Origin of the sequence: Streptomyces sp. NPDC056222 (assembly GCF_042264065.1) — a bacterium.
GTDB lineage: Bacteria > Actinomycetota > Actinomycetes > Streptomycetales > Streptomycetaceae > Streptomyces.
The window spans coordinates 38,057-52,399 of sequence record NZ_JBHJTL010000039.1; the positions used below are offsets into that span (position 1 = coordinate 38,057).

Here is a 14,343-nt window from a genome sequence, read left to right on the forward strand (position 1 = left end):
CCGGCGTCAGTTCGGGTTCCCCGCGTGGGTCAGCGTCTCCCAGGAGACGAAATAGTTGTCCGTGCCGGAGGGCCGGTGTCCCTCGGTGTAGATCTGCGTGTTGGTCATGGAGATCCCCATGCGCCCGTTGAGGGCGTTGAAGCCGACCTCCGTCACCCGCCCGAGGCCCGGCTTCACCGTGCCGCCGCAGAGCCAGGACGGGATCGCCGTACCGTTCTCGTACTTGGTGTGGAAGCCCAGCGCGTGCCGCAGCCGTTCGGAGACCTGGGGGTAGAGGTCCGCGCCCTGGATACGGCTGGTCTCGGCGGTGTGGACGGCGGCGGCGAGGCCCCAGCCGGTGTGGCCGAAGTCCCGGCAGGTCTCCTGGGAGAGGCCGTCGGCGAAGGTGGACTGGCCCTGCCAGTACTTCACGATCTCGTCGCGGGTGTCGATGCTGCTGTTCGGCGGCGGCTTGGGCGTGGCGCCGTCGGTGGACAGGTAGATGTACGCGGGGACCCGGCCGAGATAGGTCTTCACGGCCTTGTCGTAGGCCGCGCGGTCCTCCAGATGGACGGCGATGCCGAGCGCGGCCTCGGTCATGATGAGTTCCCAGTTGCCGTTCTTCGTCGCGGCGCCGTTGATGATCTCGGGGAGATAGACGTTGCGGAGCATGGTCGCGAAGCGGCCCGAGTTCGCCCAGCCGCCGGTGTAGGTGTGCTTGATGATCTCGGCGGCCCGGGGCCAGGAGGAGCCGGCCCAGCCGGTCTGGAGCGGGGCGTTGGAGTTGGTGTGGTCCTTGATCACGGCCGACCAGGCGTCCATGATCTCGATCGCCTTCCGGGCGTGCCGGTCGTCGCGGGTGATGTACCAGGCGAGCGCCTGGGTGTAGGCGGCGACCGCGTCCTGCCGCTCGTCCGTGCAGCCGTTGTTGGGGTTGGAGGACGAGCCGCACTCGACGATGGCGCGCGGCTTCGGCGCGCGCGTCAGGGACGCGTAGGAGCTCGCCATCATCTGGTCGTGGGCGGCCTTCCAGGGCTGCGCGCCCGCCTGCACCTTCGCCCGTACGAAGTCGAGCTGCGACCGGCTCACGACGACGCCGGGGTGGGTGAAGGTCGCGGGGGCGGCGGCCCCGGCGGGGGCGGCCGGGCGGGCCGCCGGGGCCTGTTCGGGTCCGGCGGCGGCCGTCGGGGCCAATGTGACGGCGACGGCCGCCGCCAGGGCGGTGGCGAGGGCGGGGACCAGGGCTTTGAGGCGCATGTGGGGGGTGCCTTTCGTTCCTGTATGTGAACGTCGAGCGGGTGAATGAACTCCGCGTCGAGCGTGGAACCTAGAGGCCGCTCCATGGACACGTCAAGACCTTGGTCCATACCAGTCAGCGCGTCAGGTCAGCGCAACAGAACGCCCGCCCCCTCCCCCGTCGTCTCCGTCGGCAGGGCCACCAGACCCAGCTCCGTCTGCGAGGCGAGCAACGGATGGGAGGGCAGCACCCGAACCGTGCAGCCGTAGGGGCCGGTCCGGTCCAGGACGAGGGAGCCCTCGTACGGCACCCGGCCCTCCAGATCCGGTCCGCCCGCGGGCTTCAGCGCGCACACCCGGGTGTCGACCAGCGCGTCGTCGGGGGTGACCCGGCCGGCGACCGCCTGGACCTCCACGTCGTCCGGCCGCAGTTCGCCGAGCGCCACCCGGACCCGTACCGCCGTCGTCGCACCGAGTTCCGCGTCGGCCAGGTCCTCGCCGACCTCACCGATCTCGATGTGGTCGAGGGCGACCTTGGGCCAGGCGCCGCGCACCCGCCCCTTCCAGTCGGCCAGCTCCCGGGCGGTGCGCGCCGGGAGCGCCCGGTGGGCCAGGGCCGCCGGGGCGTACAGCTTCTCCACGTACTCGCGCACCATCCGGTCCGCGAGCACCTTCGGGCCGAGGTCGCCCAGCGTTCGGCGGACCATCTCCGTCCAGCGGGCCGGCACCCCGTCCGCGCCCCGGTCGTAGAAGCGCGGGGCGACACGGCGCTCGATCAGCTCGTAGAGCGCGGCCGCCTCCAGGTCGTCACGGCGCTCCTCGTCCTGCGCCGCCGCCCCGTCGGCCGTCGGGATCGCCCAGCCGAAGTCGGGCTCGAACCACTCGTCCCACCAGCCGTCCAGGACCGACAGGTTGAGACAGCCGTTCAGGGCGGCCTTCATCCCGCTGGTCCCGCAGGCCTCCAAGGGGCGCAGCGGGTTGTTGAGCCAGACGTCGCAGCCCGGGTACAGCTTGCGCGCCATGGCCATGCCGTAGTCGGGCAGGAAGACGATCCGGTGCCGCACCCGCGGATCGTCGGCGAACCGCACCAGCTCCTGCACGAGCCGCTTGCCACCGTGGTCGGCGGGGTGGGCCTTGCCCGCGACGACGAGCTGCACCGGCCGCTCCGGGTGCAGGAGCAATGCCCGCAGCCGGTCGGGGTCGCGCAGCATCAGCGTGAGCCGTTTGTACGAGGGGACCCGGCGGGCGAAGCCGATGGTGAGCACGTCGGGGTCGAGGACGGAGTCCGTCCAGCCGAGTTCGGCGGCCGCGGCGCCCCGCTGCCGCCAAGAGGCCCGCAGCCGTTCCCGTACCTCGGTCACGAGCTGTTCGCGCAGGGTCCTGCGCAGCTCCCACAGCTCCCGGTCGTCGGCCCCCGCCGAACAGCGGCCGACCTCCGGCGCGGTCCATGTCGGCGCGTGGACCCCGTTGGTGATCGAGCCGATCGGCACCTCCTCCGGATCGAAGCCCGGCCACAGACCGGCGAACATCCCGCGGCTGACGGCCCCGTGGAGGGTGGAGACGCCGTTGGCGCGCTGTGCGAGCCGCAGGCCCATGGCGGCCATGTTGAAGAGCCCGTGCTCGCCGCCGAGCGGGGTCTCGTCGCCGAGGGCGAGGATGCGGCCCACGTCGACGCCGGGCAGCTCGCCGTCCTCGCCGAGGTGGCGGGCGACGATGCCGCGCTCGAAGCGGTCGATGCCGGCGGGGACGGGCGTGTGGGTGGTGAAGACCGTTCCCGCGCGGACGGTCTCCAGTGCCGCGTCGAAGTCGAGCCCCTCGCCCGCCAGCTCCCGGATGCGTTCGAGGCCGAGGAAGCCGGCGTGGCCCTCGTTGGTGTGGAACACCTCGGGTGCGGGAGTGCCGGTGAGCCGGCAGTACGTGCGGACGGCGCGGACGCCGCCGATGCCGAGGAGCATCTCCTGGAGCAGCCGGTGCTCGCTGCCGCCGCCGTACAGCCGGTCGGTGACCTCGCGTTCGGCGGGCGCGTTCTCCTCGACGTCGGAGTCGAGCATGAGCAGCGGCACGCGGCCGACCTGCGCGATCCAGATGTGGGCGTGCAGACTGCGGCCGCCGGGGAGGGCGAGGGTGACCCGGGCGGGTGTGCCGTCGTTCTCGCGGAGCAGTGCGACGGGCAGCTCGCCGGGGTCGAGGACGGGGTAGTGCTCCTGCTGCCAGCCCTCGCGGGAGAGTGACTGCCGGAAGTAGCCGTGGCGGTAGAGCAGGCCGACGCCCACGAGAGGGACGCCGAGGTCGCTGGCGGCCTTGAGGTGGTCACCGGCCAGGATGCCGAGACCGCCGGAGTACTGCGGCAGTGCCGCGGTCACCCCGAACTCGGGTGAGAAGTACCCGATCGAGGCGGGCAGCCTGCCGTTCTGCTCCTGGTACCAGCGGGGGGCGTGCAGATAGTGGTCGAGGTCCTCGGCCGCGGCGCGCAGCCGGGCCAGGAAGTCCTGGTCGGCGGCGAGTGCGGCGAGGCGGTCGGCGGAGACGGTGCTGAGGAGTTGAACCGGGTCGACGTCCTCGCCGCAGCGGGCCCCCGGCCGGCCGGCGCCGTCGGCGCCGTCGCAGGAGCCGGCGACGGGAGCGAGGGAGTCGAAGAGTTCACGGGTCGGCTCATGCCAGGACCAGCGCAGGTTCCGCGCCAGTTCGGTGAGGGGTCGAAGGGTGTCGGGGAGGACGGGACGCACGGTGAATCGACGGATTGCCTTCACGCGTTCCACCTTCGCAGGGGAGTACGGAGCGGAGCGGACGCACCACGCTGTGCAGCCGACAGAGCATCCCCCTGACGGTAGGCCACGTCGTCCTCCCGGACCACGGCGCGCGGGGGTCGCGCGCCGTGGCACGGGCGGTGGCGCGGTGTCGGGGGAGCGCGCGGTGCCGGGGCGGCGCGCGAGGTCAGGGCAGTGCGCCCAGCGGCACGGTGTAGGGCGATCCCTGGTTGACGGCGGTCGGTTCGCAGGCGCCGGTGGCCGCGTAGCGGGCGGCGATCGCGGCCAGCTCGGCGGCGGGGATCACCTCGTGGATGTCGGTGAACCCGTGCGGGGCCCGCTGGTGCGCCAGATCGATGACGACCTCGGGGCCGAGCCGCCGGTTGGCGAGCTGGAGTGCGGTGGTGGCGGGTCTGCGGTCGCGCTCGTACACGGCGAGGGCCTCCGCCGGGTCACGGTGGAGCGTGAGGGCGTGGGCGAGGGCCCGGGCGTCGACGACGGACTGGGTGGCTCCGTTGGACCCGATCGGGTACATCGCGTGGGCCGCGTCGCCGATCAGGGTGGTACGGCCGTGGCTCCACCGGTCGAGGGGCTCGCGGTCGACCATCGGGTACTCGTGGGCGGTGTCGGCGGCTCTCAGCACCTCGGGCACGCTGACGCCGTCGAACTCCCACCCCTCGTAATACTGCAGGAACGTTTCTACAGGGACGGGACGGTTCCAGTCCCCCCGGTACTCCTCGTCCGCGGCGTCGGCGGGCCGGGCGAGCGCCCAGTTCACGAGGACGTCGCCGCCCGACCGGCGCATCGGGTAGACCACGGCCTTCTGCCGGTCGTCGCCCGCGATGAACATGAACGAGCCGACGGCGCGGGCCGGCATCCGCGAGACCCCGCGCCACACGAGCTGCCCGTTCCAGGGCGGGCTGCCCTCACCGGGGTTGAGCGCCGCCCTGACGGCGGAGCGGATGCCGTCCGCGCCGACGAGCACATCGGGTTCCAGGGAGGCCCGGCCGCGCCGGGCGCCGTCGCGGTGCTCCAGCTGGACACGGGGCCGGCCGTCGGGCAGCGGCTCCACCCGGGTGACCCGGACCCCGGTGACCAGGGCGGCCGCGCCGAGCCGTTCCCGTACGGCGTCGGCGAGGACCTGCTGGAGATGGGCGCGGTGGATCGAGAGCTGCGGCCAGCGGTACCCGGCACCGAGCCCGCGCGGCTCACGGGAGATCAGGCCGCCGGAGCGGTGGTAGTAACGCAGTTCGCGGGTGCGCAGGGCACCGGCTTCGAGGCGCGGGAGCAGCCCGAGCGCGTCGAGCTCACGGACGGCGGGCGGCAGGAGGTTGAGGCCGGCGCCGACGGAGCGGTTCTCCCTGGCGGACTCGACGACGGTGACGCGGTCGAATCCGGCGGCGTGCAGGGCGAGGGCGGTGGTGAGCCCGGCGATGCCGCCTCCGGCGACGACGATGTGCAGAAGCCCGCCGCCGGGCAGACCGCGCCCACCGTCCGGGAGGAAGGGATCGTACGGGGTGCCGTAGGTCATCGGGCCCTCCCTCAACACGACGATCCGCCGGAACGTGGGTCGCTCGCGCGACCGGAACGGTCTCCGTCCGAGGGGTTCGAGCGGTCCGAACGGTCCGGGCGACTGAGAGCCGTCACGCACTCCGAGCGGGCTCCGGTCGCGTGGCGCGCCAACGTCTCGTTGTCCCGGGTCAGGTCGAGGATCGAACGCAGCAGGGTGATCGGGGCGCCGCCGCTCCCCTCGTCGTAGAGCCGCAGATCGTCCGCGTACGCCTTGCGGGCGACACCCAGGTGGCGGGCGCGGAAGGTCTTGAGGATGCGGAGCACCCGGCCGAGCGCCTGCGCGGAGGCGGCCAGTTGCGGGGGAAGCCGCTCGACGTTCTCCCAGCTGATGGCCGCGGAGAGCTTGCTGACGGCGGAGACACCGCCCGCGTGCCGGTCGTGGAAGTCCCGCCAGGACGGCAGGCTGTACTGGAGGGAGCCGGCGAGGAACGCGTCGTAGGCCGGATTCGAGCGGTCGCACTGCCAGAGCGTCAGATCGACCAGCCAGAGCGGGACCTGGGCCGCGGCGGGGCCGAGGTAGTCGCGTCCCGCGATGTCGACCTCCTCGAAGTAGGGGCGCAGGGTGAGCGCGAAGAACTCCGGGCTGACGTGGGTGACCGTGTGGTCGATGGAGTCGACCGTCGACCGGAGGTGCCGGCCGATGCGGTCGAGGGCACAGGCGAAGCCGGGGTCGTACGGTTCGAGCCGGGCGAGCCGGGAGCAGGTGTCGAGGGCGGCGACGAGTCCCGGGAACACCATCCGGACGGCTTCCTGGAGATGGGCCTCCATGGGGTGGCCGGTGTACATCCGCCGGCGGGGGCCGGACGGGTTCCAGGTCGTGTAATGGTGCACGGTGTCGCGGGGCACCATGTCGGTGCGGCGGCCCAGCAGTTCGAGGACCGGGAGGACTTCCGGGACGGCGGCCACGGGCTGGACGCCGTGCCGTTTGAGCGAGCCGAGCAGGATGCCGAGGTCGCGCATCGCGGCGAGCGCGTCGATCACGCTCCACTCGGCGGCCAGGTCGGGGTCGGGGACGAGGGTGCGCAGGGCGACCGTGAGCGCGGGCGCGTCGGCGTCGGCGTTCATCGCGGGCAACGCGGCGAGGACGGCGTCGGCGCCGAGCGGGTCGGCGGCGCATATGTCGGCTAAGCAGTAGCGAGGGTCGCCGCGTTCTTCGAGTCGGGGCGCGACAAGGTCGTACAGGGCCAACGGAATGCCCCTTCCGGTCGGGGGCTCGCTCACCTCCGGGGCGCGCGTCGACGGGCGCACTCCCCTTCGGCTCGCTCGCCGAGGTTACGTGGTCACCGTGGTTCGGCCACTCGCCCGCGGCGTGGCGGCGCCGGGGTGGGCATGGGCAGGCGCAAGCGTACGGAGATCAACGTGGCGAGGGCGGCGAAAGCCCCTCCGACGAGCAGAGCGGCCCGGAAGCCGTCGGTCTGGGCGGCCGCGGTGGCTGATTCGGTACGGGTGGTGGCGACGGCCACGAGGACGGCGAGGCCGAGGACCGAGCCGAACTGCTGGCTCGTGTTGACCAGCCCGGAGGCGAGTCCGGTCTCTTCGGGGGCGGCATCGGCCGTGGCGGCCACGTTCGTGGTGACCATGACGAGCGGCAGGGCGGCGCCCAGGAGGAGGCTCGGGGCGAGGACGGTGGTGAGGAAGCCGCCGTCGGGGGTGAGCGCGAGGGCCAGCCAGATCGTGCCGGCGCACAGCAGCGCGAAGCCGAGGGTCATGGTCCGGGTCAGTCCGAGCCGGAAGATGAGCCGGCCGGTCTGTGGCGCGACGGCGACGACCACGAGGGAGAGGGGCAGCAGGCCGAGACCGCCGCCGAGGGGCGTGTACCCGAGGACGCTCTGCAGATGGACGCTGACCAGGAAGAACATCGGGAACAACGTCATCTGGGCGAGGCCGCTGAGGATGTTGGCGCGCCGGAGGGCGGGCCGTCGCAGGACGGCAGGCGGGACGAGCGGCACCGGCGTGCGCGTCTCGACGACGGCGAAGGCGGCGAGGAGAGCGAGCCCGCCGGCGCCGGCGGTCAGGGTCGTCGGGGACAGCCACCCGGTCTCGGCGGCGCCGACGAGCGCGTAGGCGACGAGCCCGAGGCCGCCGGTGCCGGTGAGGGCCCCGGTGAGGTCGAACCGGCTGCCGCCCTCGGCGCCGCGGGCCCCTTCGAGCAGACGGAGGGCGAGGGCGCCCAGGAGCACGGCGGCGAGGACGTTGAGCCACAGCGTGGACCGCCATCCGAGGAGATCGGTGAGGACTCCGCCGAGTACGGTCCCGAGGACACCGCCGAGGCCGCCCATCGCGGCGAACGCGCCGAGCGCCTTGTGCCGGGCGGGCCCGTCGGGGAAGAGGACCAGCAGCAGCGCGAACGCGGCGGCCGCGGCGAGCGCGGCACCGACTCCCTGGGCGGCACGAGCGGCGATCAGTGCACCCGGTCCGGGCGCGAGGGCCCCGACGGCGGAGGCGACCGCGAGCAGCCCGAGCCCGGCGAGGAACACCCGTCGATGCCCGAGCAGGTCGGCGACCCGCCCTCCGAGCAGCAACAGCCCCCCGAAGGTGATGAGATACGCGTTCGCCACCCAGGACAGCCCGGCGGCTCCGGCGCCGAGGTCGGCACCGATGGAGGGCAGGGCGACGTTGACGACGGCGGTGTCGAGGATGAGCAGCAGCTGTGTGGCGGCGAGCAGCGCGAGAGCGCCGCGCGGCGGGCGGGACGTCGTCACCGCGTCGTCCCCAGGTCGTACCCGTCCAGACAGGCCTGGGCCAGGCCCTCGCAGTGGTCGGCGGCGCCCGCCCAGGTCTGCATGGTCAGATAGACGTGCGGGGCGCCGTGGTAGAAGCGCTCGTACTGCTCGTGCCGGCCGGCGAACTCCGAACCGAGCGCGTCCCAGGCGAGCTTGAGAAGCTTGATGCGGTCCTCGGCGGGATGCCCGGGCGTACGGAAGTACTGCTGTACGAGCCTCCCCAGCTCGGGGTGGAGCAGGTCGCGGCCGCTCGCCGGTGTCTGGACGAGCGCGCCGCCCGCGAGCAGCTTGATGTCCTGGACGGCCCGGGGGTACAGCTCGCCGGCCATGATGCGCTGGGCGAAGGAGATGTCCCGCCCGGGCCGCACGCCGCCCCGCCCGCCGTCCACTTCCTCGTACGACGCCTCGGCGGCGAGCACGAAGGCCTTGGCCTGCGCGACCATCCCGAGGAGCCGCCCGATCGCCTGGGTGACGGCCGGCAGCGTGTCGGTGCCGTTCGACCGGGCGATCAGAACGGCGAGTCCGGTGAGGAACTCCAGCTTGGTCCAGAAGCGGGTGGCGGACTGGTGCACGAGGTTCAGATAGGCGGGGGTGTCCCACCACATCGCGGCGGTGGCGGCGGGATCGCGGTAGGTCAGCACGCGCTCCCACGGCACGAAGACGTCGTCGCAGACGAGCAGCGCGTCGTTCTCGTCGTAGCGGGAGGAGAGCGGCTGGTCGAAGACGGACCGGGCCTGCCCTTCGTACGAGACCCGCGAGATGAGCTTGAGCCCGGGTGTGTCCACGCGTAAGGAGAACGTCAGCCCCCGGTCGAGGTCCCCGGCGGCGAGCGGCTCGATCGTCCCGACGAGGATCTCGTCGGCGAAGACCGCGCCGGTGCCGATGGTCTTGGCGCCGCGTACGACGATCCCGTCGGCCCGGTCCTCGACGACCCGCACGCTCTCGCCGGACGGGTTCGTGAGCGTGAACGCGCAGTGCAGTCCGCCTTCGGCGAGCCGCCGGTGATAGGCGAGGGCGTTCTCGGCCCCTCCGAAACACTCGGTGTCGAACACCTCGGGCACGGCGGCGAACCCGGCGGCGCCGGAGGCCATGTAGTCGGGGGTCCGCCCGAGGAACCCGTAACTCGCCTCGGCCCACACCTTGTACGCCCGTCGGCGCGCGACCAGATCCTCGTACGACCGGGGCACGGCGTAGGCGCGATGCACCCCGCCCTGAACGAGGGCGGGCGCCTGCGGCGAGTCATGGGCGAGGTCGAAGAGCCGGGCGAAGGAGGCGGCGGTGGCCCGGAAGGCGGGATGCGTGGTGACGTCCTTGATCCGCTCACCGTCGAGCCAGACCTCGCGCCCGTCGCGCAGCGCCTCCAGATACTCGTGCCCGGACCTCGTCACGTCAGCATCGCCTCTCCTCGCGAACCACGACAGCACCCGCAGGGCGGGCACCGCCCCGAGCCTTCATCGCGAGGACGGCGGGAGGCAATGAACGTCCGTCCAGCGCTCCTTAAGAACCGTCCAGCCAACTCGGGTTCACAAGGGGTTCGCGTACTTGGGAGGCGCGCTACTCGGTGGGAGGCCGCTCCTCCGGCCTCAGCACGTAGGTCCCCATGCCGGCCTCGGACCGCGTGAGCCCTTCCTTCCGTACGGCTTCCATGGCCCGCTGCGCCGTGGAGTTCACCACGCCGAACTCGTTGGCCAGCTGGACCACGCTCGGGACCTTGCCGCCAGGGGGATAGGTGCCGTTGCGGATGCGCTCAACGATGACTGCCGCGATCTGCGGCCACATCGCGCGAGTTCGATCAATGGACATGAGGCCATCTGAGTACGCCTCGGTATTCTTCGCATCTTCAGTACGCCTCGGTATACTTCAGTATGCTCGTCCAAAGACGAGACCCCCGCGACCTTCCGACGGGTCCGGGGGCATGGCCAACGCTTCGAAGGAGCGTCGACATGTCAGACCTTATCCGCGCCCTCGCCCTCTGGGTGAGGCTGCTGCTCGCGCCGAGTCCCAGCGACCGGCACCGGACACGCACCGTCGCGTTCCGCCCCGCGCTCCAGCCCCCGGAGCCGGCGCGACCTTCCACCCCGCGTTCCCCGTACGGGCTCGACGAGCCGCTGGACGCCGACGAAACGGCCATGGTCCGGCCGTACCTCGTCGCGCACGAACGACGGGCGCGCCAGCTCCAGCGACGGCTCGCCCTGGTGCTGGCGGCGGACTTCGGCATCGACCTGGACACACGGGACATGCACGGGCTGGGGGTGGCCTGATGGAGGGCGCATGCGAGGCGTGCGGTACGGGCAGAGGCCCGTTGATCACGGTCACGACGACCGACAACGACCGGCACCGGATCTGCCACCGGTGCGCAGCCACCGCCGCACCACCCAGCCCCCGCAAGCCGGTCCGCATGTGCGTCCGCTGCGCGCGGGTCACCACGACCCCGATCACCGTCTCCGAGGTCCACCAGGCCTCCGGCCCGGGCTTCAACGTCTACGCCTGCCCCACCTGCGCACCACACTTCCCTCCCCTGCCGGACGCGCTCGACCTGCTCGCAACCGGCTGGCGCAGACGGGAGGGAGACGAGCGGTGATCACCGACAGCCGCCGCTGCCCCGGACGCCGGGAGTTACGACAAGCACTCCCACAGGCACGCGCCTGACACGGCAGCTCGAACATCCGGGCACCCAGCCAAGCCCCGAACCCGCCCGCCGCACGGCCGCCTGGTGCTGGCCCTCCGAACCAGGCGGCCGCCGCGCAGGGACGGCGTGCGGTTACGCGGAACCGCCATCGAACAAGGAGCGCGCACCTCGACCAGTCCAGCTCACCGCCCACACTCTTGCCTTCGACCACTCGGCGAACCGGCAGTGAACCGTTGCCCCGGACGGCCCGATGGTTCGGCGCTATCGTCTGCCGGACAAGATCCGTACACCCGGGGGGGATTTGTGGTGAGGCGACGGTTTCTCATGAGCACTGCAGCCACGTTGCTGGTGGCAGTGGCTGGATGTACGTCGGGGACGGAGCAGCCGCGGGAGCACTCGAAGGCGCCGGCCGTGAAGCCCTCGGCCGCGATACGACCAGCCGTCACGCCACGGCCGTACGAGAGGGTGCCGGCGCGGCCGCTGGACGAGGCGGTCGGCGAACGTGACCTCGCCTTCCTGCGGGCGGCGTTCACTCACCAGGTGCCGACGGGGTACAAGGTTCCACCTGTCGACGAGGTCGCCGTCATCCATCGACTGAGCGCAGAATCCGGCGAGCTGGCGTGGATGCCCGACGGGCGCACCTTCTGCTACGGCATGGTCCGGGGAAGCTACAGCTCGTTCAAATGCGGGCGGCTTCCCGAAGAGGCGCCGGCGCCCGGTCTGCTTCTCACGCACGTCGGTGACAGCGACCGGGTGGCGAGCGAGGACAGTCTCGACGAGGTCCGGCGAGTGGTCTTCGTGATCGCAGAGGGCGGTCCGAAGCGCTTCGACCACGTCAAGCGCAGCAAGGAAATGGGACCGGTGCACCAGGCGGTCGCGAGGTTTCCCTCGGGCCGCATGGTCACCTTCCTGACGTTCGACCACCCCGGACACGGATGGGAGCTCGACCCGGAGGCCAAGATCTGTCGGAGCGACCGGGCGGTCTGCTTCCCCTCCGAGCCTGTGCCGTACTGACAGGGCGCTTCTGCCGTCGATGTACCGCACACATATCAATGCGCCTGGGAGGAGCTGGAGCGCCGTTTCGGAGAGTCTCTTGAGTCCTCGTATCGAGACTTTCTTCGAGTCACCGACGGCATGGACGGATATGCGGTCGTCATTCTTGGGTGTCATGACTGGGAGCCGGGTGGCCTCGGTGAAGAGGCGGCAACCTTCCTCGCGGATCTGGAGGATACAGACACAAGCTCCTGCATCCTCACAGCCCACTCCTCTCAAGAGATTCCGACCTGCAGCGGCCGCCGGCACATTCACCGAGGCCGACGTGTCCGAACGCCCCGCTGCGGACCCCCAACGTCGGTCAGGAGCGTCTGCCGCCCGGCGGGAGTCGACCCGAGGGTCGTGAGCGGCTCAGGCCGCGCTGCTCACGCCCGTCCGGTACTCCCCCGGCGTCACCCCGAACCACTTCCTGAACGCCAGATGGAAGCCGACCGCACTCTGGTACCCGACCCTGGCCGGGACGCCGGACTGTGCCAACGAGGTCTCGGTGAGGAGGCGGGCCGCTTCCTGCATGCGGCGGCTGGTGAGGTGGCGGGCCGGGGACTCGCCGACCAGGGCGCGGAAGGCGGCCGTGAAGGCGGAGCGGGACATGCCGACCTCGCGGGCCAGGGAGTCGATCGTCCACGGTTCGGCGAAGCGCGTGGCGATCACCACCAGGGCGCGGCTGATGCCCGGGTGGCGGAGCATCGGGAGCGACGTCGGGTTGTCGGCGAGCTCCCGCAGGAGCGGGCGCAGGGCGAGGACCAACGCCATCTCGAAGGCGCGCAGGGTGATCAGGCGGTCCCCGGGGCCCACCGGGCGGTCGGGCGAGGCCAGGAGGCGGAGGGTGTCGCGGAGCAGCGGTTCGCGGTCGACCTGGGCGCCGTCGAGGACGAGTGCCCAGGGCAGCGAGGTGTAGAGGCCGGTGGCTGCGCTGAGGTCGTAGTGGAGTCCGGCGCACAGCAGCCGGCTCTCCGGGCCGGTGCCGTCGATGACGATCTCGCCGGACGTGCCGGGCCGGCGCTCGGGCAGCACGGCCTTGAGCGGTATGCCCTGGCGGTCCGGCCGGTCGGCGAGCCGGTGGGCGGTGCCGGTCGGGAAGACGATGAGGTCGCCGGCGTGCAGCTCCAGCGGTGTCCGGTCGTCGCCCGTGATCCAGCACCCGCCCTCGACGATGTAGTGCAGCACGGCGCAGCTCTGTTCGGCGTCGCCCTCGATGGCCCAGGGCGCGCGGACGTGCCAGCGGCTGTCGAAGACGCCGGTGAGGCGCAGTGGTTGCAGCAGTTCGCTCAGGAGGTCGTCGTGCTCGGCCCCGTGTCGGTCGTCACGGTCGGTTCCCGCCATGTCCATGGACGATCCTTCAACTTCCGCCCCGGTTTGTTAATTGAACGGACGAAGCCACCGCCGCCAGCCTGAGAAGGCCGTCACGGCAACAGCGACAGCCTATCGAAGGGCCTCAACCACACATGTCCAGTGAGATACCGATGCGGGTGGCGGTCGTAGGAGCGACCGGTTTCCAGGGCGGCGCGGTGGCGCGTCTGCTCGGCGAGCGGCACCACCGGGTACGTACGCTCACCCGCCGCCGCGCGGGCGACCGCCCTCCCCTGCCCGGCGCCTCCTTCGTGCCCGGCGACCTGTCGAACGCGAAGGACGTCCGGCGGCTCTTCGAGGGGACGACCCATGCCGTGGTGACGATGCCGCTGGTGTACGAGCCGGAGCGGGTAAGGCTGTACGCCCGCAACATCGCCCTCGCGGCCCTGGACGCCGGTGTCGAGCGCCTGGTCCACAACGCCAACACCCGTGTCCCGCAGGGCCCGACCACGGTGCCCGCTTTCGAGACCCGGCGGATCGTCGAGGAGGTGCTGCGCGACAGCGGCGTCCCGCTGGTCGTCGTACGGCCTCCGATCTATCTGGACAACCTCTTCTCCCCGTGGAACGGCCCTGCCCTCGTCGACGAGGGCGTCCTCGCCTATCCGCTGCCCCCGTCGACGCCGACGGCGTGGCTGTCGCACCGGGATCTGGCGGAGGCCGTGTACGCGGCGCTGACCGTGGACGGCCTCGAAGGCCGCACCTTCGACATCGGCGGGACGCACTCGCTGACCGGCCCGGATCTGGCGGCCGCGTTCGGCCGCGGGCTCGGCAGGACGGTGCGGTACGTACAGCTTCCCCCCGCGGTCTTCCAGCGCGGGCTCGCCCAACTGCTCGGGCCGGAGACGGCGGCCGGAGTCGCGGGGATCTACCACTACATGGCGACGGGCGCCGACCCTCTCCTGCTGGCGGCGGACGACGGTGTTTCGGCCGAAGTTCTCGGGGTGCGCGCGGCGCCGGTGGACGAGTGGGTGACTCGTCAGCCGTGGCAGGTGTGGGCCGGTGACGCGGAGGAACAGTCACCGTCCGCGCAGGGTTGAGGCCGTCATCGCAGGGT

The 14,343-nt window shown here is 72.0% G+C and carries 12 protein-coding genes; 4 read left to right on the plus strand and 8 right to left on the minus strand.

Going from position 1 to position 14,343, the window contains the following annotated elements:
- Positions 1 to 6 precede the first annotated feature (6 nt).
- The 7 genes from ACFC0D_RS19805 to ACFC0D_RS19835 form a co-directional block, all read right to left on the minus strand.
- The gene (locus tag ACFC0D_RS19805; RefSeq protein ID WP_376437365.1) at positions 7 to 1,236 is read right to left on the minus strand and encodes an alginate lyase family protein; all 1,230 of its coding nucleotides are present in this window, start codon (positions 1,234 to 1,236) and stop codon (positions 7 to 9) included.
- Positions 1,237 to 1,364: 128 nt separating this feature from the next.
- Complete coding sequence (gene glgP / locus ACFC0D_RS19810; protein ID WP_376437368.1) at positions 1,365 to 3,965, minus strand: alpha-glucan family phosphorylase; 2,601 nt, start codon at positions 3,963 to 3,965, stop codon at positions 1,365 to 1,367.
- 184 nt (positions 3,966 to 4,149) lie between these two features.
- Positions 4,150 to 5,493 (minus strand): FAD-dependent monooxygenase, encoded by a 1,344-nt coding sequence (locus ACFC0D_RS19815; RefSeq protein WP_376437371.1) that lies wholly within the window; start codon positions 5,491 to 5,493, stop codon positions 4,150 to 4,152.
- Positions 5,494 to 5,504: 11 nt separating this feature from the next.
- Positions 5,505 to 6,722 (minus strand): monodechloroaminopyrrolnitrin synthase PrnB family protein, encoded by a 1,218-nt coding sequence (locus ACFC0D_RS19820; protein WP_376437374.1) that lies wholly within the window; start codon positions 6,720 to 6,722, stop codon positions 5,505 to 5,507.
- A 92-nt stretch (positions 6,723 to 6,814) separates the two neighbouring features.
- Positions 6,815 to 8,236, minus strand: coding sequence for an MFS transporter (locus ACFC0D_RS19825; RefSeq protein ID WP_376437376.1), 1,422 nt, complete (start codon positions 8,234 to 8,236; stop codon positions 6,815 to 6,817).
- Complete coding sequence (locus ACFC0D_RS19830) at positions 8,233 to 9,645, minus strand: 4-hydroxyphenylacetate 3-hydroxylase family protein (protein WP_376437379.1); 1,413 nt, start codon at positions 9,643 to 9,645, stop codon at positions 8,233 to 8,235. Before ACFC0D_RS19830 ends, ACFC0D_RS19825 begins: the two co-directional genes overlap by 4 nt.
- Positions 9,646 to 9,811: 166 nt before the next feature.
- Positions 9,812 to 10,060, minus strand: a complete 249-nt coding sequence (locus ACFC0D_RS19835; protein WP_376437382.1) for a GntR family transcriptional regulator — start codon at positions 10,058 to 10,060, stop codon at positions 9,812 to 9,814.
- Positions 10,061 to 10,200: 140 nt separating this feature from the next.
- Here ACFC0D_RS19835 and ACFC0D_RS19840 point away from each other — a divergent pair, with 140 nt between their 5' ends.
- The 3 genes from ACFC0D_RS19840 to ACFC0D_RS19850 all read left to right on the plus strand — a co-directional run bounded on the left by ACFC0D_RS19840 (position 10,201) and on the right by ACFC0D_RS19850 (position 11,900).
- Positions 10,201 to 10,518, plus strand: a complete 318-nt coding sequence (locus ACFC0D_RS19840) for a hypothetical protein (protein ID WP_376437385.1) — start codon at positions 10,201 to 10,203, stop codon at positions 10,516 to 10,518.
- Positions 10,518 to 10,838 carry a hypothetical protein gene (locus tag ACFC0D_RS19845; protein WP_376437387.1) on the plus strand — a complete coding sequence of 107 codons (321 nt, stop codon included), beginning with the start codon at positions 10,518 to 10,520 and terminating at the stop codon, positions 10,836 to 10,838. The genes ACFC0D_RS19840 and ACFC0D_RS19845 overlap by 1 nt, the downstream gene beginning before the upstream one ends.
- A 372-nt stretch (positions 10,839 to 11,210) precedes the next feature.
- The gene (locus tag ACFC0D_RS19850) at positions 11,211 to 11,900 is read left to right on the plus strand and encodes a hypothetical protein (RefSeq protein ID WP_376437390.1); all 690 of its coding nucleotides are present in this window, start codon (positions 11,211 to 11,213) and stop codon (positions 11,898 to 11,900) included.
- A 390-nt stretch (positions 11,901 to 12,290) separates the two neighbouring features.
- Here the strand turns inward: ACFC0D_RS19850 and ACFC0D_RS19855 are convergent, their stop codons facing one another.
- Entirely contained in the window at positions 12,291 to 13,268 is a 978-nt protein-coding gene (locus ACFC0D_RS19855; RefSeq protein ID WP_376437392.1) for an AraC family transcriptional regulator, read from the minus strand.
- A 116-nt stretch (positions 13,269 to 13,384) separates the two neighbouring features.
- On the opposite strand from ACFC0D_RS19855, the gene ACFC0D_RS19860 reads away from it, so the two are divergent.
- Positions 13,385 to 14,326, plus strand: coding sequence for an SDR family oxidoreductase (locus ACFC0D_RS19860; RefSeq protein ID WP_376437395.1), 942 nt, complete (start codon positions 13,385 to 13,387; stop codon positions 14,324 to 14,326).
- The last annotated feature ends 17 nt before the right edge of the window (positions 14,327 to 14,343 follow it).

Excerpts from the sequence above, each read along its gene's own strand:
- ACFC0D_RS19845 (WP_376437387.1), top strand. The coding sequence starts at position 10,518 with ATGGAGGGCGCATGCGAGGCGTGCGGTACGGGCAGAGGCCCGTTGATC.
- ACFC0D_RS19840 (WP_376437385.1), top strand. The coding sequence starts at position 10,201 with ATGTCAGACCTTATCCGCGCCCTCGCCCTCTGGGTGAGGCTGCTGCTC.
- ACFC0D_RS19855 (WP_376437392.1), bottom strand. The coding sequence starts at position 13,268 with ATGGACATGGCGGGAACCGACCGTGACGACCGACACGGGGCCGAGCAC.
- ACFC0D_RS19850 (WP_376437390.1), top strand. The coding sequence starts at position 11,211 with ATGAGCACTGCAGCCACGTTGCTGGTGGCAGTGGCTGGATGTACGTCG.
- ACFC0D_RS19860 (WP_376437395.1), top strand. The coding sequence starts at position 13,385 with ATGTCCAGTGAGATACCGATGCGGGTGGCGGTCGTAGGAGCGACCGGT.
- ACFC0D_RS19805 (WP_376437365.1), bottom strand. The coding sequence starts at position 1,236 with ATGCGCCTCAAAGCCCTGGTCCCCGCCCTCGCCACCGCCCTGGCGGCG.
- ACFC0D_RS19835 (WP_376437382.1), bottom strand. The coding sequence starts at position 10,060 with ATGTCCATTGATCGAACTCGCGCGATGTGGCCGCAGATCGCGGCAGTC.
- ACFC0D_RS19815 (WP_376437371.1), bottom strand. The coding sequence starts at position 5,493 with ATGACCTACGGCACCCCGTACGATCCCTTCCTCCCGGACGGTGGGCGC.